15 protein-coding genes are annotated in these 21,144 nt (G+C 62.8%); 5 read left to right on the top strand and 10 right to left on the bottom strand.

Features of this window, described 5'->3' with window-relative positions; translation table 11 throughout:
- Positions 1-34: 34 nt before the first annotated feature.
- From RIE53_13765 to RIE53_13750, 4 genes are all read right to left on the bottom strand, one after another.
- Positions 35-1,501 (bottom strand): sigma-54 dependent transcriptional regulator, encoded by a 1,467-nt coding sequence (locus tag RIE53_13765; GenBank protein ID MEQ9105752.1) that lies wholly within the window; start codon positions 1,499-1,501, stop codon positions 35-37.
- Positions 1,502-1,566: 65 nt separating this feature from the next.
- Entirely contained in the window at positions 1,567-2,379 is an 813-nt protein-coding gene (locus RIE53_13760; protein ID MEQ9105751.1) for an undecaprenyl-diphosphate phosphatase, read from the bottom strand.
- A gap of 61 nt (positions 2,380-2,440) precedes the next feature.
- The gene (locus RIE53_13755) at positions 2,441-3,985 is read right to left on the bottom strand and encodes an NFACT RNA binding domain-containing protein (protein ID MEQ9105750.1); all 1,545 of its coding nucleotides are present in this window, start codon (positions 3,983-3,985) and stop codon (positions 2,441-2,443) included.
- Positions 3,986-3,988: 3 nt separating this feature from the next.
- Positions 3,989-4,351: a hypothetical protein gene (locus RIE53_13750; protein ID MEQ9105749.1), complete on the bottom strand. Its 363-nt coding sequence runs from the start codon at positions 4,349-4,351 to the stop codon at positions 3,989-3,991.
- Positions 4,352-4,497: 146 nt separating this feature from the next.
- Between RIE53_13750 and RIE53_13745 the strand changes: the two genes are divergently transcribed.
- Entirely contained in the window at positions 4,498-5,070 is a 573-nt protein-coding gene (locus tag RIE53_13745; GenBank protein MEQ9105748.1) for a DNA-3-methyladenine glycosylase I, read from the top strand.
- Positions 5,071-5,073: 3 nt separating this feature from the next.
- On the opposite strand, the gene RIE53_13740 is transcribed toward RIE53_13745, so the two are convergent.
- Both RIE53_13740 and RIE53_13735 read right to left on the bottom strand, forming a co-directional pair.
- Positions 5,074-5,913 carry an RNA polymerase sigma factor RpoD/SigA gene (locus RIE53_13740; protein ID MEQ9105747.1) on the bottom strand — a complete coding sequence of 280 codons (840 nt, stop codon included), beginning with the start codon at positions 5,911-5,913 and terminating at the stop codon, positions 5,074-5,076.
- 82 nt (positions 5,914-5,995) lie between these two features.
- Positions 5,996-7,555: a GH3 auxin-responsive promoter family protein gene (locus tag RIE53_13735; protein MEQ9105746.1), complete on the bottom strand. Its 1,560-nt coding sequence runs from the start codon at positions 7,553-7,555 to the stop codon at positions 5,996-5,998.
- 84 nt (positions 7,556-7,639) lie between these two features.
- Between RIE53_13735 and folP the strand changes: the two genes are divergently transcribed.
- The 3 genes from folP to RIE53_13720 are packed head-to-tail and all read left to right on the top strand — an operon-like array spanning position 7,640 to position 9,968.
- Positions 7,640-8,506, top strand: a complete 867-nt coding sequence (folP, locus tag RIE53_13730) for a dihydropteroate synthase (protein MEQ9105745.1) — start codon at positions 7,640-7,642, stop codon at positions 8,504-8,506.
- Positions 8,503-9,306, top strand: a complete 804-nt coding sequence (cdaA, locus tag RIE53_13725) for a diadenylate cyclase CdaA (GenBank protein MEQ9105744.1) — start codon at positions 8,503-8,505, stop codon at positions 9,304-9,306. The genes folP and cdaA overlap by 4 nt, the downstream gene beginning before the upstream one ends.
- Positions 9,303-9,968 (top strand): protein-L-isoaspartate(D-aspartate) O-methyltransferase, encoded by a 666-nt coding sequence (locus RIE53_13720; GenBank protein MEQ9105743.1) that lies wholly within the window; start codon positions 9,303-9,305, stop codon positions 9,966-9,968. The genes cdaA and RIE53_13720 overlap by 4 nt, the downstream gene beginning before the upstream one ends.
- A gap of 4 nt (positions 9,969-9,972) precedes the next feature.
- Here RIE53_13720 and RIE53_13715 read toward each other — a convergent pair whose 3' ends face one another.
- From RIE53_13715 to RIE53_13700, 4 genes are read right to left on the bottom strand one after another with little or no spacing between them, the layout of a single operon-like run.
- On the bottom strand, positions 9,973-10,224 hold the full coding sequence (locus RIE53_13715; GenBank protein MEQ9105742.1) for a EutN/CcmL family microcompartment protein: 252 nt from the start codon (positions 10,222-10,224) through the stop codon (positions 9,973-9,975).
- A gap of 14 nt (positions 10,225-10,238) precedes the next feature.
- A complete protein-coding gene (locus RIE53_13710) occupies positions 10,239-10,505 on the bottom strand; it encodes a EutN/CcmL family microcompartment protein (protein ID MEQ9105741.1) in 267 nt (88 codons plus the stop codon).
- A complete protein-coding gene (locus tag RIE53_13705) occupies positions 10,502-11,644 on the bottom strand; it encodes a phosphopentomutase (protein ID MEQ9105740.1) in 1,143 nt (380 codons plus the stop codon). The genes RIE53_13710 and RIE53_13705 overlap by 4 nt, the downstream gene beginning before the upstream one ends.
- A gap of 16 nt (positions 11,645-11,660) precedes the next feature.
- Positions 11,661-13,019 carry a hypothetical protein gene (locus RIE53_13700; GenBank protein ID MEQ9105739.1) on the bottom strand — a complete coding sequence of 453 codons (1,359 nt, stop codon included), beginning with the start codon at positions 13,017-13,019 and terminating at the stop codon, positions 11,661-11,663.
- 243 nt (positions 13,020-13,262) lie between these two features.
- Between RIE53_13700 and RIE53_13695 the strand changes: the two genes are divergently transcribed.
- The gene (locus tag RIE53_13695) at positions 13,263-21,047 is read left to right on the top strand and encodes an SdrD B-like domain-containing protein (GenBank protein ID MEQ9105738.1); all 7,785 of its coding nucleotides are present in this window, start codon (positions 13,263-13,265) and stop codon (positions 21,045-21,047) included.
- Positions 21,048-21,144 lie beyond the last annotated feature (97 nt).

The raw sequence follows: 21,144 nt of genomic DNA, 5'->3' as shown, positions 1-21,144 counted from the left end.
CCGTGTTGTACGCGTGCCCGGCCGAAAGGTGCGCCTACATCATATCGTACTTCTTCAGGAGCCGATACATGGTAGCCCGGCCAATGCCCAGTTCGACAGCGGCCCGGTCCACGTTCTGTTCGCACAGCCGGTACGCCCGTTCTACGGCCCGGTGCTTCAACTCTTCCAGCGACACGATGCCGCCGTCCGAGCTTTCAATGCTGATGGCATCCTCGTCGGCGTCATCATCGTCGTCGTCCGAATGAACGCCGTTCGTGGACGGTGCCGAGAAATTGGTCTCCGCCGCTTCGGCCAGGGTCATCCGGTCGGCCCACGGTGAAATGGGGTTGACGTCGGAAATCATGAGGTCCGCGGCCGAGATTTCTTCTTCGTCGGAGAGCAGGATAGCGCGTTCAATGGCGCTCTTCAGCTCACGCACGTTGCCGGGCCAGCGGTGGTTGGCAATGGCGCGACGGGCGCCCGCCGACAGGGTCTTGCCCTTGAATTCGGGATGCGCCTTCGTGTATTCGCGATGGAAGTAATTGGCCAGGACCAGCAGGTCCGATCCGCGTTCGCGCAAGGGTGGAAGCGGGACCGGGAACTGGAACAGCCGGTAGTACAGATCTTCGCGGAACGTGCCGTTGCGAATCATCTGAACGACGTCCTTGTTGGTCGCGCTGATGACGCGGGCATTGAATTCAATGGTATCGCTGCCACCCACCCGGGTGATTTCGCCTTCCTGCAGGGCGCGCAGCAGTTTGGCCTGGAGGTCCAGGTCCAACTCGCCGATTTCGTCCAGGAAAATGGTGCCCCCGTCGGCCTGTTCGAATTTGCCGATCTTGCGGGCATGCGCGCCGGTGAACGACCCTTTCTCGTGCCCGAAGAACTCACTTTCCATGAGGTCCCGGGGGATGGCCGCACAGTTCACGACCACGAAGGGGCCGCGATTCCGGCTTGAATTGAAATGGATGGCCTTGGCTACGAGCTCCTTGCCCGTCCCGCTCTCGCCGTGGATGGCCACGGTCAGATCCCCGCGCGTTGCCTTCTGGATGAGGCGGTACACGTGGTGCATGGGGCCGCTGTCGCCAATGAGCCCCTTCACCTGGTACTTCTCCTTCACTTCGTCGCGCAGCGTCTCCACTTCGCGTTCCAGGGAGACTTTCTCGAGCACGTTCCGGACCACGGAATCGAGCTTCACCAGGTCGTCCTGACCTTTCGTGATGTAGTCATAGGCGCCGAGCTTCATGGCTTCGACCGCCGTATCGATGACCCCTTGCGCGGAAACCATGATGACCGGTACGCCGGGCGCACGGGCCACCACATGTCTGAGTACCTCGACCCCGTCCATACCCGGCATCATGATATCCAGAAGGATGAGGTCGGGTGGCGTACCCAGATTCTTGAGCACGTCCTCCCCGTTGTTGAAGACTTCGACCTCGTAGCTCGCATTCTTGTCGAGCCGGTAGCTCAGCATGCGGGCATAGTGCCGGTCGTCGTCGACGACATAGATGCGGTACTTCATTCCGATGGGGTGATGGTGTTGGTTACACCCTCGTTATCGGGCAGCCCGCGTCCAGCTTAAGGGTTTCATATCAAAATGAGACCAAGCCCGCCGACAATAAAGCAGTAGACAGCAAAATACTGCAGCTTTCCGCGCCGGACGAAGTCCAGGACAATGCGGATGGCGAAGATTCCGGACACGAATGCCACCGCCGCACCCAAGATCATGAGTGTCCAATTCGCTTGCGATGCGACAGACAGCGCCTCCCCCACCTTCAGCAGCGTTGCCCCGAAAACCACGGGAATGAGCATGAGAAAGGAGAAGTCGGCGGCCCGTACGGGCGATACGTTGAGATACAGCGCCGTACAGATGGTGGAGCCGGACCGGGAAATGCCGGGGATCATGGCCATGGCCTGGGCAAGACCGACCAGGAGGCTCTTCCCGCCCGTCAGCGGACCGTCGGGGTTTGGCCGGAGAACCGTCAGCATGAGCAACACCCCCGTCACCAGGAGCGCACCCGAGGCCAACCGGGGCTGGGAGAACGATGCCTCGAAAAAGTCCGAGAACAGGACGTAGATGAGTCCGGTCGGGATCATGGTCAGGAGGATCATGACGCCCAGGTGGAATTCGCCTTTTTCCCTGTAGTGATCCTGCCAGGCGGCCGGGCGGACAACGGTGCCCAGGAAGCCGGCCAGGAGCGAACCGATGCGCGCCCTGTACACGAATACAATGGACAGCAACGTCCCAAAGTGCACCATGACCTCGAACAATACCCCGTCCTCACCCGGCGCGATCCCCAGGATGTGCTGTGCCAGCACGAGATGCCCCGACGAGGACACCGGCAAGAACTCGGTCAGGCCCTGGATGAGGCCGAGCAACAGGGATTCCCACCACGTCATTCAATCGGTCCGGTTTGGTGCATTACGCCCACGAGGTGGGACGTTGGGGATGGAGCTGGATTCAAAACGCCTTTCCGTGCAATCCGGGTTCGATCATGACAACTTCTTCACGTTCCACGACCACGGCGCCGGCCACGGCCTTGCGGGGTTTCCGGACATACTTGCGTTCGGTCATCATGACCGGGGCCATGGCGCTCGTTCGTGCCTTGGAAAAATACGCGGCAATGGCCGCCGCCTGCTCAATGATATACCGGGGTGGCCGATCGGTCCGGCCTTTCACGCGGAGGACCGTGTGCGACCCCGCCACGCCCCGGGCGTGCATCCAGAGGTCATACTTGCGGCTGTCGTGCAATGTCAGCTGGTCGTTCTGCCGGGCATTCCTGCCCACCCATACTTCGTACCCGCCGTCCAGGGCGAATCGCCGGTACGGAACGGCATCGCTGGAGTCACCGCCGCGCTGCAGCCCGTCGATGACGCCGGCATGCGCTTCCTGGACCGCATCCAGCTCATCGAGGGTCCGGACGGCAGCCAGCGCGTCGGACACGACGCGCAACCGGTCGCGCTCGGCCTCGACGTCTTCCAGACGCTCCAGGGCATTCTCGCGTGCCAGTCGTGTCCGACGCGCCTTGTCGTAGTAGCGCTCGGCGTTCCGGACAGCAGACAGGGCGGGATCCAACGCGATGTGGACGACACCCTCCCCGCCCACGATGTCCTCGAGCTCCACGCCGTCCAGACCGGCCGGAATGGCGTGGCTGCTGGCCATGAGCAGGTGCCCGTTCCGCTCGTAGGTGTCGGCGCGGCTCGGCCGGTCGAGTTCCTCGAGCATGCGCTCGAGCGACGACGAGACCTGGCCGAGCCGCGCCTCGACCCGCTGGACCAGCGGCTTCCAGCGGGCGTGGAACCGGGCCTGCGCCATCCGGCTTCGGGCGGTGGTCCGGACCGCAGCGTTCACATTGGCGAAGTGCTCGGGGCGGAGCGCACCCTCCAGGTGGCCCAGCGGCACCACGGACAGCACCTCCGGCCAGTCGCCGTCCCAATAGACCACCGGTTCGGGCGAGGCCAACAGCCGGGCGTGGAGGGCCTGGGCCGCCTCTTCCTGGTCCAGGCCGGGCTCATGAGCCAGCACCTGCTGGACCTCCTTTTTCAGGGGCTTCGGAAAAAGGGCATCCGGCGAGGTAGCCGGTCGGGGATCGGGAGGCGTATCGTCTCCCCGGAACGTATCGATGGGCTCGGTGCCGGGCGCGGAGCGCATCAGGAAAACATTGGCCCGCGGACCGAAGGGAACCACCACGAACTGGAGCCCCTCCGAAAGATCGATGTACAGGATGCGGTCCCGGTCCGCCAAGCGCACATCCGTTACATGGCGACCCAGGGCGTCGGGAAAGAGGTCTGCGACATTCTTGCGCGCCCGGTTCGATCCCTCGTACATGAACAGGTGCCGGTGCGGGGCCTGGAGGGAAATGGAGAGTGTGCGTACGGTTGATGATTCGAGCACCAGCTTCAGGCTGCCGCGGTGCTGGGAATACGCATCGACCACGCGGGCGCCCACCATGTCCGGGCGCCATTCCGCCACAAGATGGTACAGTGTGTACCAGTTGGTGAGCACGGGTTACTTCTTCGCTGCGTTGGATTTCGTCGAGCGTGACTTTGACGGGCGCGAACGGGCCAGGCCGACCGCCGACAGGATCCAGATGACCGCCCAGCCGGCAGCCAACAGGTAATCGTCGGCGCGCAACAGGAGCAGGACGCTCACGGCATAGATGACGTGGAAGAACCAGTCCGGCGGCTCGTTGCCCCCCTTCGCCTTGACCGCGCCCGCCACGCCCGATGACATGGCCAGCAACTTCAGGACGATGAGCAGGGGCGTGTAGATGACCAGGATCCACCAGGCCCATTCGGGGCCCTGCAGGGCGTACAGGATGATGACGGCCGTGATGGCCAGGTCCACGATAACGTGCTTGAGCCAGGACATGGGTGCGCGCGGTCAGTTGATGTCGATAAACGGAATGTACGAATAGCCTGAACCGGATAAACCGGCGCCCACCAAATGCGTTCGAGGCGGAGCGCGTTTGGCGCCCGATTGACTTGACGCCTGATTGACCCGAAACCCCTGCATCCATGCCCGACCCAGACAATCACCCCCATAAGGCAGCCCTCTCCGGCTATTGCTCAGCCGCCCCGAACCACCCGTTCCACGGTCCCTATCACGATACCGAATACGGGTTTCCGGTGGACGACGACCGGGTGCTGTTCGAACGGCTCATCCTGGAAATCAACCAGGCAGGACTCTCCTGGCTGACCATCCTGAAGAAACGGGAGGGCTTCCGGCAGGCGTACGACCAGTTCGATATCGCAACGGTGGCCGGATACGGGGACGCGGAGCGGGCGCGGCTGCTGGCGGATGCCGGAATCATCCGGAACCGCCTGAAAGTGGATGCGGCCATCCACAACGCGCGGCGCATCGTGGAACTGCAGGCCGGATTCGGCTCATTCGCCGCCTGGCTGGCGCATCATCATCCCCTTTCCAAACCGGAATGGGTGAAGCTGTTCAGGAAGACCTTCCGGTTCACGGGGGGAGAGATCACGGGGGAATTCCTCATGAGCATCGGCTATCTGCCGGGGGCGCATCAGGAACCGTGTCCGGTGCACCGTGAGGTTGCGGCCACAAACCCGCCATGGATGGGCGGGTGATACTCAGCCGATGTGCATTTGCAGCTCTTCGCGGCGGTGCTTCTGGCGGAGTTTGCGGAGGGCCTTCTCCTTGATCTGACGCACGCGTTCGCGCGTGAGACCGAAGCGCTGCCCGATTTCCTCGAGCGTCAGCGGATGCTCTCGGCCAATCCCGAAGTAGAGGCGCGTGATTTCAGCTTCCCGGGGGTGCAGCAGGCTGAGGGCGCGCTCAATGTCGATCTTGAGCGACTCGTCCATGAGCGTGTCGTCCGGCTTGATGTCATCCTCGTCCGGAAGCACGTCGAGCAGGCTGTTGTCGTCGTCCTCGTTGAAGGGCGCATCCATGGACAGGTGCCGACCCGTGTGCTGCATGGCTTCGCGGACCTTCTCCACGTCCACATCCAGTTCCTTGGCCAGCTCCTCGATGTTCGGCTGACGCTCATGCTCCTGCGACAGGCGGGCGCTCGTCTTGCGGATCTTGGAGATGGTGCCAATCCGGTTCAACGGCAGACGGACCACGCGGCTCTGCTCGGCCAGCGCCTGCAGGATGGCCTGGCGGATCCACCACACGGCATAGGAAATGAACTTGAACCCCCGCGTCTCATCGAACCGCTGGGCAGCCTTGATGAGGCCGTAGTTGCCTTCATTGATGAGATCGGCCAGCGTCAGGCCCTGACCCTGGTACTTCTTGGCGACCGATACGACGAAACGGAGATTGGCCCGCGTCAGGCGGTGCAGGGCTTCCTGGTCACCCTGTTTGATGCGACGAGCCAGTTCGACCTCTTCCTGCGGGGTCAAAAGGGCAATCTGCCCGATTTCCTGCAGGTACTGGTCCAGCATGCGTTGCTGGCGTGGGACGTACATGTTCCCCTTCCTCTATCTGGTTCCTGGTGACAGTGCCGTGACGTTGGGCTGCTCGGCGTTCGGACAACCTTATATGACAGGATTACGGATTGTTTCCGGAAATTTGAAGGATGGAATCGGCAATTTTCCGATCCTCACTCATTCTTGGCACTTTGGATTGCGCACCAACGCGATCGCGGGTCGCCTGGAGCCACGACAAAAACGTCCCGACAGGCAACGGAACGACGGTTGGGGGCTGGAACGCCTGCGCCTCACGCCGGATGACATAGTGCCGGTTGACGTCCATCAAGTACGTGTCCAGGATCCCGGCGAATTGCTCCGGATCGGCCGGCTCCACCGCGAATTCAATCAGCCACTGGTGTCCGGGCAGCACATCGGGGGCGGCTTCGACCGAGGCAATGTGGTAATCCCGTATGCGGGCGCCCGTCTCCGCGCAGGCTTTCTCGAGCGCCTGCCGGGCCTCATCGCCGTACACCGCTTCGCCGTATTTGTCCAGCATTTCGTTCGTCCGGCCGGCCACTTCCAGACGATACGGGTTGACGGACGTGAACCGCACCACATCCCCGACCGGATAGCACCAAAGACCGGAGCAGGTGGTGACATGGATACTGTAACGTACGCCCACCTCCACTTCGGCAATCGACAGGCGGCGCTCCGGCTCATCGACCGGCACGAATTCGAAGTAGACCCCGTTGTCCAGGTGCAACAACATGTCCCGTCGCGCCGGGTCGTCCTGGAAGGAAATGAATCCCTCGCTCGCGCCGTAGCTCTCCACGAAGTCCAGCGAACCCCCGAACTGCTGCTCAATCAACCCACGGTATGACGAGAGTGCCACTCCGCCGGAGAAGAACACCTTCAGGTTCGGCCAGACCTCCTTGACGGAGGTGACCTGCGTGGCGTGCCGGGCATTCCAGGCCGCCATCAGTTTCCGGAAGAGGACGATGGCCCACGACGGGACCATGGCAATGGCCCGGATGTCCATGTCCATGGTGTGCGCCACGATGGCATCGAGCTTCTTCTCCCAGTGCGGCATGAACAGGATATCCTCCGGAACCGCCTGGAGATAGTTCTTCATGACCCAAGGCGCAAACAGGAACTGCAGTCCGGATACTTCCCCGATGTGGCTTTCGGCCGACCGGGGGTCCGGTTCAATGCGCCCGGGGATGGACAGCAGCTTGCCGAAGAACATGGACGGGTCGGCGGTCGACTCGAAATACGACAGGGCGGCCGCCAGACTGAAGGAGCGGTTCTTGTCCAGCATTTCCACGGACAGCGGAATGATCTTGCCCGCAGATGCGGTGCCCGACGAGACCGCAAAGTGATGGAAGCGACCCGGCCACATGATGTCCGCGGCCCCATCCCTGAGCCGATCCACGTCGGCCCGGATGGCATCATACGTATGCACGGGCACCCGCTCGCGGTACATGGCCCGCGGATCACGGGCATGCGCGATGGCCTCGAATCCGTACTTCCGGCCCCATTCGGTGTCCTTGGCCCGCTCCAGGAGTTCAACCAGCACGCGCGTCTGGGTCCCGACCGGGTCGTCCTTGAACGCCCGTACAATCCAGAGCGGCGTGATGGGCGGAGGCCACGGGCGATCCTTCAGGATCTGGGGTTGGGAATGCTTGGGAAGGGTGATCATGGGGCCGTCGGCTGCATGGCTGGTTCAATGCCATGCGAGCCGTCCGGATCCGTGCAGTCTGCTCCCGAGGCTCTATATTCGGGTATGCCCGGAATCCCCCATACCGACCGACCGCTCATCATGGGCATCCTGAATGTGACGCCCGACTCCTTCTCGGACGGCGGCCTGTTCATGGATCCCGATGCCGCCGCCGCCCGCGCCACCGAAATGGTGGCCGAGGGCGCGGATGTGATCGATATCGGGGGCGCATCGTCCCGGCCGGGTGGTGGGGTATACGGCGAAGGTGCTCCCCTCCTCTCCGGGAGCCAGGAGCTCAGCCGCATTCTGCCCGTCATCGAGCGCCTTGCATCGCATCATCCGGACATCCGGATTTCCGTCGATACGTTCCGCTCGAACGTGGCCCGCGAGGCCCTGGCGGCCGGCGCCGCCATGCTGAATGACATCACGGCCCTGCGGTTCGACCGCGCCATGGCGGCCGTCGCAGCGGAGTTTGACGTTCCGATCTGTCTGATGCACTCGGTCGGCATGCCCGGCACCATGCCGCATGCGTCGGAGGTTACGGTGGAATCGGTTGTGGCCGAGCTGTCCGATGCGCGCGCGCGGGCCCTCGAGTCCGGCGCCCGGGACGTATGGCTGGATCCCGGCTTCGGGTTCGGCAAGCGGGTGGACGTCAATCTCGCGCTGATCGCGCGCCTGCCGGAACTCGTGGCAGTAGGTTCTCCCGTGCTGGTCGGTGTATCCAGAAAAAGCAGCGTTGGTGCTGCACTTCGCCCGTCATACCCGGAGGATGCTCCCGTGCCACCCCCCCACGACCGACTTTCCGGCAGCCTCGCGCTGACGGCGCTGGCCGTCATTGGAGGTGCCCGGATGGTGCGCACGCACGACGTGAAGGAAACCGCTGACTTCCTGCGCGTATTTTGCAGGGCCCGGCAACACCTCCAATCAGCATGACCCTGATCCCCTGGATCATACCCATCCGCGTGGTCGATCTCATTGAGATCGGCCTGGTGGCGTTCGTGCTGTACAAACTGTACCAGCTCATGCGCGGTACGATTGCCGTGCAGATCGGGGTGGGGATCCTGGCCCTCTATATTGTCCAGGTGCTCGTGACGGCGGCCGATATGACCATCCTCCGCGCGCTGTTCGGTTCGATTTCCGAAGTGTTCGTGCTGGCCGTCATCGTACTGTTCCAGCCGGAAATCCGGCGGCTGCTGTTGCTGTTGGGACAGAACCCCTTGGTGCGGCGCATCATGCGGTCGCCGGCCCAGGAGGAACGGATATCCGAAATCGTGCGCGCCGTGGAAATCATGAGTGACCGGCGCATTGGCGCGCTCATCGTGTTCGAGCGCTCCAGCGGGCTGCGCAGCTATATCGAAACGGGCGCGCAACTGCATGCCCAGGTCAGCGAGGACCTGTTGGTGACCATCTTCTATTCCCAGAACCCGTTGCACGACGGCGCGGTCATCATCCGGGACGGCCGGATAGAGGCCGCCCGATGCATCCTGCCGGTATCCACCAACATGAAACTGAGCCCGCATCTCGGGCTCCGGCACCGCGCGGCGGTGGGGGTCACCGAGGTTTCCGATGCATTCGTGATCGTGGTATCGGAAGAAACGGGGCAGATTTCCGTGGCCCGCGACGGCGAATTGAAACAGAATATTCCCGTGCTTTCCATCAGCAAGTATGTGACCGAGGCGCTCTCGCCCCGGATTGCCGTTCCGGAACCTGAGTCCGCGGTAGAAAAGGCATGAACACGTCCGAAGCGAAATACCAGCGACGGCGCCAGGAATTGGTTGCATTGCTCCGCGAAAAGGGCATAGCGAACGAGCGGGTCCTGGACGCCATCGGCTCCGTGCCGCGCCATGCGTTCGTGCAGCATGGCATGCTGACCCGGGCTTACGACGACGTGGCCCTGCCCATCGGGCATGGCGTGACGATTTCGCAGCCCTTCACGGTAGCCTACCAGACCGACATCCTGGGCGTGAAACCGGATTCGAGGATCCTGGAAATCGGGACCGGCAGCGGATACCAGGCCGCCGTCCTGTGTGAAATGGGGGCGCAAGTGTTTACCATCGAGCGGATCCGCCCCCTGTATGACAAGACATCGGAGTTGCTGAAGCGCCTGGGTTACCGGGCGGTGTGCCGGTACGGGGACGGGACACACGGATGGGAATCGGTCGGGCCGTTCGACGGCATCCTCGTCACGGCCGGCGCCGAGTCCGTGCCCAAGCCGCTGCTGGCCCAGTTGCGGGCGCCGGAAGGCATGAAGCCCGGGGGGCGCCTGGTCATTCCGGTCGGGGACCGGTCGGTCCAGCAGATGTACCGGATTACGCGGATGGGGGACGATGCGTTCGAAGAGGAAATCCTGGACGACTTCAAGTTCGTTCCGCTTTTGAGCGATACGTCGCGCTGAGTTCCTATCCTTTCCGATCTATGCGGTCCAGGATCCCCACGATGGTGGCATCCACCGGGGTGGGCGTCGGCTTGAACGGAATGGTCGCCTCGGTGGACGTGACATAGATCACGGTGCTTCCGACGCCGGCATTTACGGAATCCAGGGCAACCAGCGGCGAGCCGATGTCCGTTCCGGCGAACGTCATGGGTTGTACGACCAGCATGCGCCGGCCTTCCAGGGAGGCCTGCTTGCGGGTGGCCCACACCGTGCCCATGACCCGGCCCACGTTCATTCGAGGTCCATCTTGTCGACGATGGCCATGATGACGGCATCGACCGGCTTGTCCTTGGTGACCGGGGTCTGCCGGGCGCTTGAGCCCTGGGCGAAGAGCACGAGTTCACCCACACCGGCGCCTACGCTGTCCACGGCCACCACCACGCGGGACTTCGGCGAGCCATCCGCCTCGACTTCCTGGACGAGTTGGAGCGTCAAGCCGCGCAGGCTTTCCGCCTTGCGGGTGGCCCAGACGGTGCCGATTACCTTTCCGAGTATCATGCGGGTTCAAATGATTGTCCGTCCACAGGGTACGGCACACCGAAATAATCCGCGACTGTTGCGGCGTGATCGGTGAAGCCGTGCCTGATGCCCAGGTCCACCGGAGGCACGCCGACGTAGAGCAGCGGGACGTATTCACGGGCGTGATCGGTGGACGCGGTCGTCGGATCGTTGCCGTGGTCGGCCGTAATCAGGAGGCGTCCCCCGTCGGGCAGCGCCGCCAGAAGGTCCGGAAGGGCCCGGTCGAACTGCTCCAGTGCACCGGCAAATCCCTCCGGGTTGTTGCGGTGGCCGAATTCCTGGTCGAAGTCAATGAGGTTGGTCCAGATGAAGGTGGATTGGGCGGTAGCGGCTTGCATGGCCACGAGCGTCTCCCGGATGCCCTCGGCGTTGCCACTGGTCTTGCGGACCTCGTCGAAACCGACCCCGGCGAACAGATCGGCCACCTTCCCGACACAGACCGTCCGGATGCCGGCTACCTGGAGGGTGGACTGGAGAGGCTCGGCGGTGGGCGCGAGCGCATAGTCGTGGCGCTTTCCGGAGAGCCGGACGAACGCACCGGGCTCCCCGGTGAAGGGTCGGGCAATCACCCGCCCCACCGCGTGCTCGCCCGTGCAGACCTGTTCGCGGGCCAGACGGCACCAGTCGTAGAGCGTTTCCAGCGGAACCCGGTCCACGTGGGCCGCAACCTGGAAGACACTGTCGGCCGACGTATACACGATGGGATTGCCCGTGGCAAGGTGTTCGGCGCCGAATTCGGTGATGATGGCGGTTCCGGACTCCGGACGGTTGCCCAGTACGCGCGTGCTGCCGGTAACGTCCAGGAACTGCTTTATGACGGGCTCCGGAAACCCGTCAGGATAGGTCGGAAACGGCGTTTCCAGCCGGATACCGGCCAATTCCCAGTGCCCGGTGGTGGAATCCTTGCCGGCCGATACTTCCTGCATGCGTCCGTAGGCCGCGCCAGGATCCGACACCGGAGCCAGACCGGGAAGCGGAGCAATGTTGCCCAGACCGAGTCGCGCCAGATTCGGCAGGTCCGGCCGGCAGGCTTCCAGGACATGCCCCAGTGTGTGACTCCCCTCGTCGCCGTACGCGGCGGCATCGGGCGCCGCGCCGATGCCGACGCCGTCAAGCACGATGGTGACAAACAGGCTATTCAACGATGGTGCACTCCCCGGTCTCGAAGGCTTCCTGCAACGCTGCGGTGGCATGGGACCGGAGGTCGTCGGGCGATTCGTGCTGGGGACCATACACGACCACGCCCACGCTCACCCCGCCCACCAATTCCGATTCGTCCTCCCGGAACGCATCCTGGATGCGACTGGCCCAGGCGGCCACGTTCTGCCGCGCGCCGTGGTAGAATACGCCGAAGGTGAGTTCGCCGAACCGCTCAATCCGGGCATCGATGGCAACCTCGCGCAGCCGGCCTTCGAACGCGATTTCGAGTTCCGCGACCCGGGTTTCCCGGTCCTCTCCGTCCAACGCCTCACCCTTGTTCAGGAATACCAGGGCCAAAGATAGCGGATTCCCGAGGGTCCGGGAACGCTCCATTTCGTCGGATATGATGTCCCGCCGGGGTTTCGCGTGGTCCACCCGCGATTCGGCCAATCCGCCGTCCGCGGCGGTATCCAGGATGGCCGTCACCAGACGGGCGTACTGCTCGAGCAGGACGCGGACCGAGGCCGCTTCCAGACCGCCGTCGCTCACGGTATCGACCACCAGGATGAACAGGTCGTCGTGCTTCTTGGGAACGACCGGGACCATGGCGACCTGCCGTACGGCGATCGGTTCGTGGTAATACCCCAGCTTGTTCTTGGCGAAGCCGTTGGGACCGACGCGCGGGTAAACCACCGGGACCAACGCCCGATTGCCGGCCAGGAGTGGATCGCTTACCGAGAAGGATCCGCCGCTCCGGGCGTAGGAATTCTGGCTGACCATGACTTCCACATGGTACCGCAGCGTGCCATTCTCCTGCCGCAGCAGACACACGGTGTACGCATCGATTGAAGCGCGCAGGGAGCGGAAGGCGGGAATAAGAATATCGGCTTGCTGGGGCGTGGACGCCTCGGAAACCATGATGCGCACGCGCGGCGGTCGCGTCCGGGCCTTGCCGAGCGACCCTTCACGGGATGGACCTTCGGCGGAACTCCCGGTGGCGTTCGCCTCCACGCCGGCCGGCACGTGATCGTCCGTATCCGAGCCGACCCGGACCTCGTCACCCGAAACATGCATGTCCACGGGCTTCCGTACGTCCGCAGGCTTCCGGTCGGCAGACGGGGCTTTGGGCTTGATTTCCATGATGCCCAGTGCCGACAGGTCGTCATCCTCCCGCTCGGGAAGCTCGCTGTAGATCTCCGGCACGTCGCGATGGCGCCGCTTCATGCCGACGGTGGTCAGAACCACGGCTCCAGCCACGCAAAGGACCGCGACGCCATACAGCTCGGGCCTTGCCAAGACGATGGCCAGCACAATGGAAACGACGGCGAGAAGGGCGAGCAGGACCCGGAGCATACAGGAGCAATGGTGGATGGATGGATTGAAGCTACCCGCACATTCCAGAAAAGTCAATTACGGGTTCCATAGTGAGACGGATACCACGGACAGGCGGTGTTTCCAGCCAAATAGAGGCCTTTCAGCCCGTTTGGCACGCCGTTTGAGAAAGCGTGTCCTGCGCCAACCATGCGCACTACACAACCAACCCCAAAAAGCGAAGCGCCCACGGGAATCCGCAGCAACTCCCGCTTCCAGACTACCATGCGTACAACCTCATTCCGTTCCCTCTTCGTTGCATCCACCTTCCTGGTGCTCGTTCTGGCCGCCGCCCTGCCGGGCTGGTTCGCCAATACGGCACAGGCCGTGCCCGCCACCTTTGCAGGGGTGGCAACAGAGTGCAAAATCGAAGGGCTGGACATCGGCAAGAACAACGTCCAGATCCTGGTGGACGGCGAATACGTCACTGTCACGAGCTGGATCTTCAAGTCCGGATCGTCGACTGAATACGTCGGGTTCACGCTGGACAAGTACATCGAGAACGGCAAAGTGAAGGCCGGTACGACCACCTACACGTTCTCCGGCACGTCGTGGATGCATCCCAGCGGGACGACGGGCATGGGCATCTCGAACATCGACTTCTGCGACGCGAACGTGTATCCCGTACCCGACCCTGAGGACGCATTCTGCTACCTGATTGCGGACAATGACAACTTCAAATCCGGGAGCGCCGATGGGCTGACCTTCCTGGATGGCTCGTTCAACGAGTTCTATATCGGCATGACGGGCACGCCGAATACGGAGGCGCTGGCGTTCGTTCCGGAGACAGGCATCCTGTATGGGGGTGATGCCAATGAGCTCGTCACCATCAATGTATTGACCGGAGCGGCCACGGTGGTGGGCTCATTCGGTTCGGGATCGGGTGAATTCGGTACCATCTCGCTGAGCGATGTGGACGGCCTGACGTGGGATCCCTTCCAGGACATCATGTACGCCACGTCCCGACGCAATGGTGAGGACGTCCTGTTCCAGGTCGATGTGACCACCGGGAAGGTCGTCAAGAATGCGTTCGGACCCGGCGTCGACTACGTGGGTGTCGATGAAATCAACAACCTGGACGACATCGATGACATTGCCATTTCGACCTTCGACGGCAAGATGTACGCCATCCAGAACGAGAGCGGCCAGGACAGCCGTCTCATCCTGATCAACAAGACCGACGGCACCACCACCGACATCGGTGACCTGGACGTTCCGAACGTCGAAGGACTCGGTTTCTACCCGGACGGCCGCCTCTTGGCCATTACCGGTGACGCCACGCGCTCCGTCGTGGAAATCAGCCTCAGCCCCTTCTCCTCCACCACGACCCTCATCGAGAACCTGGGCGTGAACGGATTCGGCGACTATGAAGGCATTGCCTGCCTCACCGAGCCGGACAACGTCATCATGGGCTCGGTCTTCGTGGACCCGGCACTCATCGACCTGGAGCTCGACAAGACCGCCTCCGTGCAGGAAACGCAGGCCCTCGACACCATCGAATACACAGTGACCCTGACCAATGCCACCACGGACCTGGCCAACAGCCCGCAGGCCAACTCGGGCGTTGCCGCTCCGGGTGTGACGGTCGAGCTGTTCCGTGACAACGGCACGGTGGGCACCTACGAGCCAGGTACAGACGAACTGCTGGCTTCCACGGTTACCGCCGGCGACGGCAGCTATACGTTCGACGTGTCGGCCAACGGCGACTTCCTGGTCCGCGTCGATCTTTCGAGCGTGGCCAACCTGGCGGTCAACCCGACCGACAACATCGAAGCCGTTTCCTTCGCCGGATTCGGAGGCAGCTCGGACGACCACGATTTCTTCTTCACGACGTTCACGACGGCAACCGGCATTTCGGTCGCCGACACGTTCCCCGCCAACGCTACGTTCGTATCGGCATCCACCGCTTCGGGCTCATTCAACAATGGCACGAAGGTGTGGTCGCCGGCCAACCTGGCACCGGGCGCATCGGTGACGCTGACCATCAACGCTACGTCAACAGCGACCTCCACGGTCGAGAACTGCGCGGAAGTCATGACGGCCAACGAACCGGATGTGGACTCCACGCCTGGCAACGACGACGCGAACGAGGATGATCAGGACTGCCATTCCTATGAGCCGCAACGCGATCCAGGCACGCCGGACGTAAAGGTCGAAAAGACCGCCAGCGAAACGGACGTGGATCTGGGCGATGCGTTCTCCTACACGCTGACGGCCTCCAATATCGGTGACGGTCCTGCAACAGGCGTTGTGCTGACCGATGCGCTCCCCTACGGTGTCGCATTCGTATCGGCCAACCCGAATGCCGGCGTATCGTATGACGCCAATACACACACCATCACCTGGACGGTGGGTTCGCTGGCGCCGAGCGCATCGACCCAACTTGTCGTGAACGTGATGGTCGACTGGATGACCGGCTCGTATACCGGTGGATTCCTGCAGGACGGCGTCTACACGCTTCAGAACCATCCGGACGGCTCCGTCGCACCTCCCCTTTACGGGCTGCGTCTCGACAAGCTGTTCGGTGGCAAGACGCCCATCACGTTCGACTTCGAGCACGCCCAGTCGGACATGCGCATGCGCATCCTGAATGGCGGTACGTCCATCGAGATCTACGGCCAGGCCTGGGGCGGCAACGACACGGGTGGCGCCTATGCCAATGCCGGACTCTGGAACATCCAGTTCGTTTACAACACGACGGTTTCCCAGGTCCCTGGCGACGACGACCTCTACGTGACGGCCGAGACCGATCACGGCAGTGTCACCCCCCTGTACACGACGGCATACTTCAACGCGGGCCAGGTCTACCACCTCATGCCCAAGTCCGACGGCAATTTCTCGTTCCGCCTCGGCGACGAGGACAATGACAACGGACACCGCGGCTTCGACGGAATCTCCGGATGGGGATGGCTCAAGCACAACGGCGACGGACAGCTGTCGCACAAGGCCACGAGTGACTTCCTGTTCACCGCACATCCTGCACCGGATGCCATGGAGAACTGCGTCGAACTGTCGGCCATGAACGAGACGGACAGCAATGCGGCCAACAACGAGGCGTGTGTGGATACGCCGCCTGTTGATCCGGGTGCGAACAGCCTCTCGGGTACCGTATTCAAGGATAACGACCAGGACGGCATCCTGGACGGCGGTGAGCCGGGCCAGGGTGGCGTGACCATCAACGTCTACGGTGACCTGAACGGCAACGGCGTGAAGGACGGCGGCGAGCCGCTCTACGCGACCACCGTGACGGCCGGCAACGGCACCTACTCGGTGGCCATCCCGACCGTGGGTCACTTCGTCGTGGAGTCGGTTCACCCGGCCACCTACCCGGCCAACGCCGTACTGACGACCGACAATGTGGAAACGGCCTTCTTTGCCTCCTTCGGCAACCACGATGCCAACAACAACTTCGGCTTCTACGTGCAGCAGGCACCTCCGGAGGTGGACATCAAGGTCCAGAAGGACGGTGATCTGAGCGCCGCGGACCTGGGTGACACGATCGAGTACACCCTCACAGCCACGAATATGGGAAATGCCCAGGCGACCGGTGTGGTCCTGACGGACGAACTGCCCTACGGCGTATCGTTTGTCTCGGCGAATCCGAATGCCGGGGTGGTCTATGACGCCAACACCCACACCATCACCTGGACCGTCGGTACGCTGGCGGGCGGTGCATCGTCCCAGATCACGGTCAACGTGTTGGTGGACTGGATGACGGGTACGTTCTCCGGCAGCTTCCTGCAGGATGGATTCTACCGCCTCATCAACCATCCGGTGCACGGGCAGGCACCGCCGCCGTACGGCTTGCGTCTTGACCAGCTGTATGCCGGAACGGGGCCCATCACGTTCAACTTCGACCACCCGCAGTCGGACATGCGCATGCGCATTGAGAACGGTGGATCGACCGTGACCCTGTTCGGTACCGCCTGGGGCGGGATCGACACCGGAGCGGCCTATTCGCAGGACGGTCTGTGGGAAATCTACATGCAGTACGACGGCACGGTGGCTCCGGCCGGTGGCGATGATGACCTGTTGGTCACCGTCGAAACCGACAACGGCACCATCACCCCGCTCTACACGACGGCCTACTTCAATGCCGGCGACCCGTTTGCCCTCACCGGCAAGTCGGACGGCAATTACACCTTCCGTCTCGGCAATGAGGATGACGACCTCGGATTCCGTTCCACACCGGGCGTGAGCGGCTGGGGATGGCTCAGCCACGACGGCCCCGGCGACATGGGCTATTACTCCGCATCGGACTGGGGCTTCATGGCGACACCGGCTCCGGACGCGCTGGAAAACTGCCTGACCGTGCATGCACTGGATCAGATGGATGCAAACCCGAACAACGACGCGTCGTGCTTCACCACAGTGACGCCTCCGGTCGACGATCCCGGTCTGAACTTCATCACCGGTACGGTCTTCCTGGACCTCGACCAGGACGGCGTGCGTGACGGCGGCGAGCCGGGTCAGGACAATGTGACGGTCACGGTGTACCGCGATGTGAACACCAACGGCCAGGTAGACGGCGGTGACACGGTGTTCTCCTCGACCGTGACGCCGGCCAACGGCTTCTACGCCGTGCTCGTACCGGAAACCGGATCGTTCGTGGTCACCACGGACTTCCCTGGATCCTATCCGGCCGGTTCTGCCCTGACCACGGACAACGTGGAAACCGCCGTGTTCGCCAACTACTGGAACGTGGATTCCGGGAATGACTTCGGCTTCTTTGCGGCCCAGCAGGGTCCTGAAATCGACCTCAGTCTCGAGAAGACGGCTGACGTGAACGCCGTACAGGTGGGTGGATTCATCACCTACACGCTGACGCTCACGAACAGCGCCCAGGCGGCACAGGCGGCCACCGGTATCGAAATCTGGGATACGTTCCCGCATGCCCTGATTGAAATCCAGTCGACGGCTCCGGCCGCAGGTGTGGTATTCAACAACAACAACGGAACGCTGAAGTGGACCATCCCGAGCCTCGCGCCGGGTGCGTCGACCCAGCTGACCATCCTTGCCGAAGCCACGGCTGTCGGGAATGCAGTGAACTGTGCCCAGGTGGGCACGGCCACGGGCAACGACCCGGACTCCACGCCGGGCAACGGCAACGTGAACGAGGACGATTACGACTGCTTCCCGGTCGAGATCACGGTGAATGCACCCGTCACGGGCTCCATTGGCGATCTGGTCTTCCAGGATCAGAACAACAACGGCCAGTGGGATCCGGGCGAACCCGGTCTGGGTGGCGTCCTTGTGCGTCTCTACGCCGGTGCATGCGGACCGAACGGTACGCCGATCGCCCTCCGCACGACACAGGCCAACGGATCGTACCTGTTCACCGGTCTGCCCGCAGGCGACTACTGCGTGGATGTCCGGGACGATACGGTGCCCTTCGGCTACGTCCTGTCCACCGGCAACGACCCGATGACGGTCACGCTGGCCCAGGGTGATGCCTATGACGATGCGGACTTCGGCTACTACTACGATCCCCAGTTGACCACGGTCGACCTGGAGCTCGTCAAGGAAGTCGATACGTCGAGCCCGGCCCTGAACGATGACGTGACCTTTACGATCACCATCCGGAACCAGGGTCCAGGTACGGCCACGGGCGTCATTGTCCGTGACATCATCCCGGTCGGCCTGGTCTTCGTCGAATCGAGTGCCACGCAGGGTGGCTACGAAGCCACGAAGCTCGGGTACTGGACCATCGGAACGTTGGAGCCCGGACAGACGGAGGTGCTCACCATCACCACGACGGTGGTCATCACCAACATGATCGAGAACATCGCGCAGGTGGTGGCCGTCGATCAGCCGGACATCGACTCGACGCCAGGCAACGGTATACCGAGTGAGGATGACCAGGACAACGCCCTGGTGGAATCCCGCGGACCCGGAGCAGCGGGTGACATCACCCGCGCCGAGTGCGCCGACATCGGCACCATCAATGCCATCCTGTACGAGCCGAACCACAACATCGTGTTGGCCGGCTCGGAAGTGGGCAGCGTCCACATCTCGAACGACCAGGGCCTGAACTGGCCGGTGTTCATGCAGTCCAACGGTGGCGCTGCCATCCAGGACATCGTGGCCACCCCGAATGGCTCGGCCATCTACGTGGGTACGTTCGGAGACGGCGTATGGCGTTCGACGGACGGCGGTGAAAACTGGAGCAAGTACAAGCTCGGCACGAATACGGTCAATGACCTGGACCTCGACCTGAACAACAACCTGCTCTATGCAGCTGTGGAAGGGAAGGTCATGTTCATCGACCTCGGCACCGGCACGACCGGTACCGTCGCCGGCGACCCGTTCAACGACCAGGTCCTCTCGCTCGTCTATGATGAGAATACGAACCGTCTGATTGCGGCCTCGGCCGGAGCGGGTGCGTGGAAGTACGAGGCCGGCTCCTGGACGGACGTCAGCGCGGGTCTGCCCATCGGCAAGATCAACACCATGCTGCAGACGCCTGCCGGTGCTGTGCTGGCCGGTACCAACTCCGACGGCGTGTACGTCTTCGGTGGCGGCGGCTGGTTCCAGTATGGCATGGGTCTCGACAGCGAGCCGATTGAATCACTCGGCCTGGGCGGCAACGGCGAAATCCTCGCCGGTGCACGTGAGTCGGGTGCCTACTACTTCAACCAGGTCTCCTTCGAATGGGAGTCCATCGGCAACCTGCCCATCTTCACGGTCGCATCCATGACCGCTGGAGCCCAGGGCGAAGTCTACGCCGGTGCGCCGGGTGAAGGCATCTATGTCATCTACGACACGGACTTCGACGGCATCCCGGATCAGGCGCATCAGGTGGCCAATTTCATGACCAGTGCGGTCATCCAGGACATGGTGGTTGCCCCCAACGGCGACATCTATGCCGCCAGCTATGGTTACGGCGTCCTCTACTCGAGCGACGGTGGCAACTGCTGGACGCGCATGAACCGTGGCCTGGAGAACCTCTGGACGTTCGGAATTGCACGCACGTCGGACGGTACACTCTTCATCGGCATCTGGGCCGACGGACTGGGTGGCATCTGGCGCTCCACGAACAACGGTCGTGACTGGGAATTCCTGGCCTATGGTGATCGTCAGATCATTTCGCTGGCCGTGGATCCGAACGACGAGGACATCATCTACGCCGGCGCCAACCTGGCCGGTGAGGGATCCATCGTACGGTCCCTGGACGGTGGCGACACGTGGCAGCAGCTGCAGTCCTTCATCCAGCCGGTGTGGGCCATCCAGATCGACCCGAATAACTCCAACCGGATTGTCGTGGGCACGCTCGGCGATGGCATCTACGAGAGCCTGGACCAGGGCGCCACGTGGAACCAGATCGGTGCGGTGGCAAACGGACTGGCCGATCCGAATGGCTTCGACCTGAAGTTCGGTCCGACCGGACGTCTCTTCGCTGCCACCAACGCTGGGGTCTATGTGTATGATGACCAGGGTGGATTCCCGACCTACACGTGGAGCCTGTACGGCAACGGCAGTGAAGTCTATCAGATGCGGACCATCGAGTTCGTCGGTTCCGACATCTACGCCGGCACATGGAATGCAGGACTGGTGTTCTACGACAGCGGTACGGGCGACTGGACCGACCTCGGTCTGGCCGACATCCCGGTCATCGCATTCGCCGTGCACCAGGCCAGCGAAACGTTGGTCATCGGAACGAGTGGATCGGGCGTCTACCTGAACCACAACATCCGGGCGAGCTTCGCCACCGATACGGAGGAAGCTCCGACCGGAAGCGAATTGCCGTCGGCGTTCTCGCTCGACCAGAACTATCCGAACCCGTTCAATCCGCAGACCACCATCCCGTTCGGTCTGACGGAAAGCGGCCCGGTCCGGATAGCCGTCTACGACGTGCTCGGCCGTGAGGTCAGCATGCTGGTCGACCGGGTCATGGAGCCTGGACAGCACCGGATTACGTGGGAAGCAGGTGATTTGCCGACCGGCAACTACCTGGTCCGCATGGAAGCCGGTGGCAAGGTCTTCACGCGCTCCATGGTGCTCATGAAGTAACCCGGTGTGCCGGAACGAACGAACCCTGTGGGGGGGGGGGCGGGAGCGGCCCCCCCCCCCATTTTTTGAGGGGGCGGGAACACAAACCACCCCCCCC

It is taken from the genome of Rhodothermales bacterium, from assembly GCA_040221055.1.
Classification (GTDB): Bacteria; Bacteroidota; Rhodothermia; order Rhodothermales; family UBA10348; genus 1-14-0-65-60-17.
Note: the sequence above shows the minus strand (reverse complement) of the source record. Positions and strands in the feature narration are given on the sequence as shown.

Coding starts and splice junctions, on each gene's coding strand:
- cdaA (MEQ9105744.1), top strand. CDS start 8,503: ATGACCCTGATCCCCTGGATCATACCCATCCGCGTGGTCGATCTCATT.
- RIE53_13700 (MEQ9105739.1), bottom strand. CDS start 13,019: ATGCTCCGGGTCCTGCTCGCCCTTCTCGCCGTCGTTTCCATTGTGCTG.
- RIE53_13710 (MEQ9105741.1), bottom strand. CDS start 10,505: ATGATACTCGGAAAGGTAATCGGCACCGTCTGGGCCACCCGCAAGGCG.
- RIE53_13750 (MEQ9105749.1), bottom strand. CDS start 4,351: ATGTCCTGGCTCAAGCACGTTATCGTGGACCTGGCCATCACGGCCGTC.
- RIE53_13695 (MEQ9105738.1), top strand. CDS start 13,263: ATGCGTACAACCTCATTCCGTTCCCTCTTCGTTGCATCCACCTTCCTG.
- RIE53_13735 (MEQ9105746.1), bottom strand. CDS start 7,555: ATGATCACCCTTCCCAAGCATTCCCAACCCCAGATCCTGAAGGATCGC.
- RIE53_13760 (MEQ9105751.1), bottom strand. CDS start 2,379: ATGACGTGGTGGGAATCCCTGTTGCTCGGCCTCATCCAGGGCCTGACC.
- RIE53_13740 (MEQ9105747.1), bottom strand. CDS start 5,913: ATGTACGTCCCACGCCAGCAACGCATGCTGGACCAGTACCTGCAGGAA.
- RIE53_13745 (MEQ9105748.1), top strand. CDS start 4,498: ATGCCCGACCCAGACAATCACCCCCATAAGGCAGCCCTCTCCGGCTAT.
- folP (MEQ9105745.1), top strand. CDS start 7,640: ATGCCCGGAATCCCCCATACCGACCGACCGCTCATCATGGGCATCCTG.
- RIE53_13715 (MEQ9105742.1), bottom strand. CDS start 10,224: ATGGGCACGGTGTGGGCCACCCGCAAGCAGGCCTCCCTGGAAGGCCGG.
- RIE53_13720 (MEQ9105743.1), top strand. CDS start 9,303: ATGAACACGTCCGAAGCGAAATACCAGCGACGGCGCCAGGAATTGGTT.
- RIE53_13765 (MEQ9105752.1), bottom strand. CDS start 1,501: ATGAAGTACCGCATCTATGTCGTCGACGACGACCGGCACTATGCCCGC.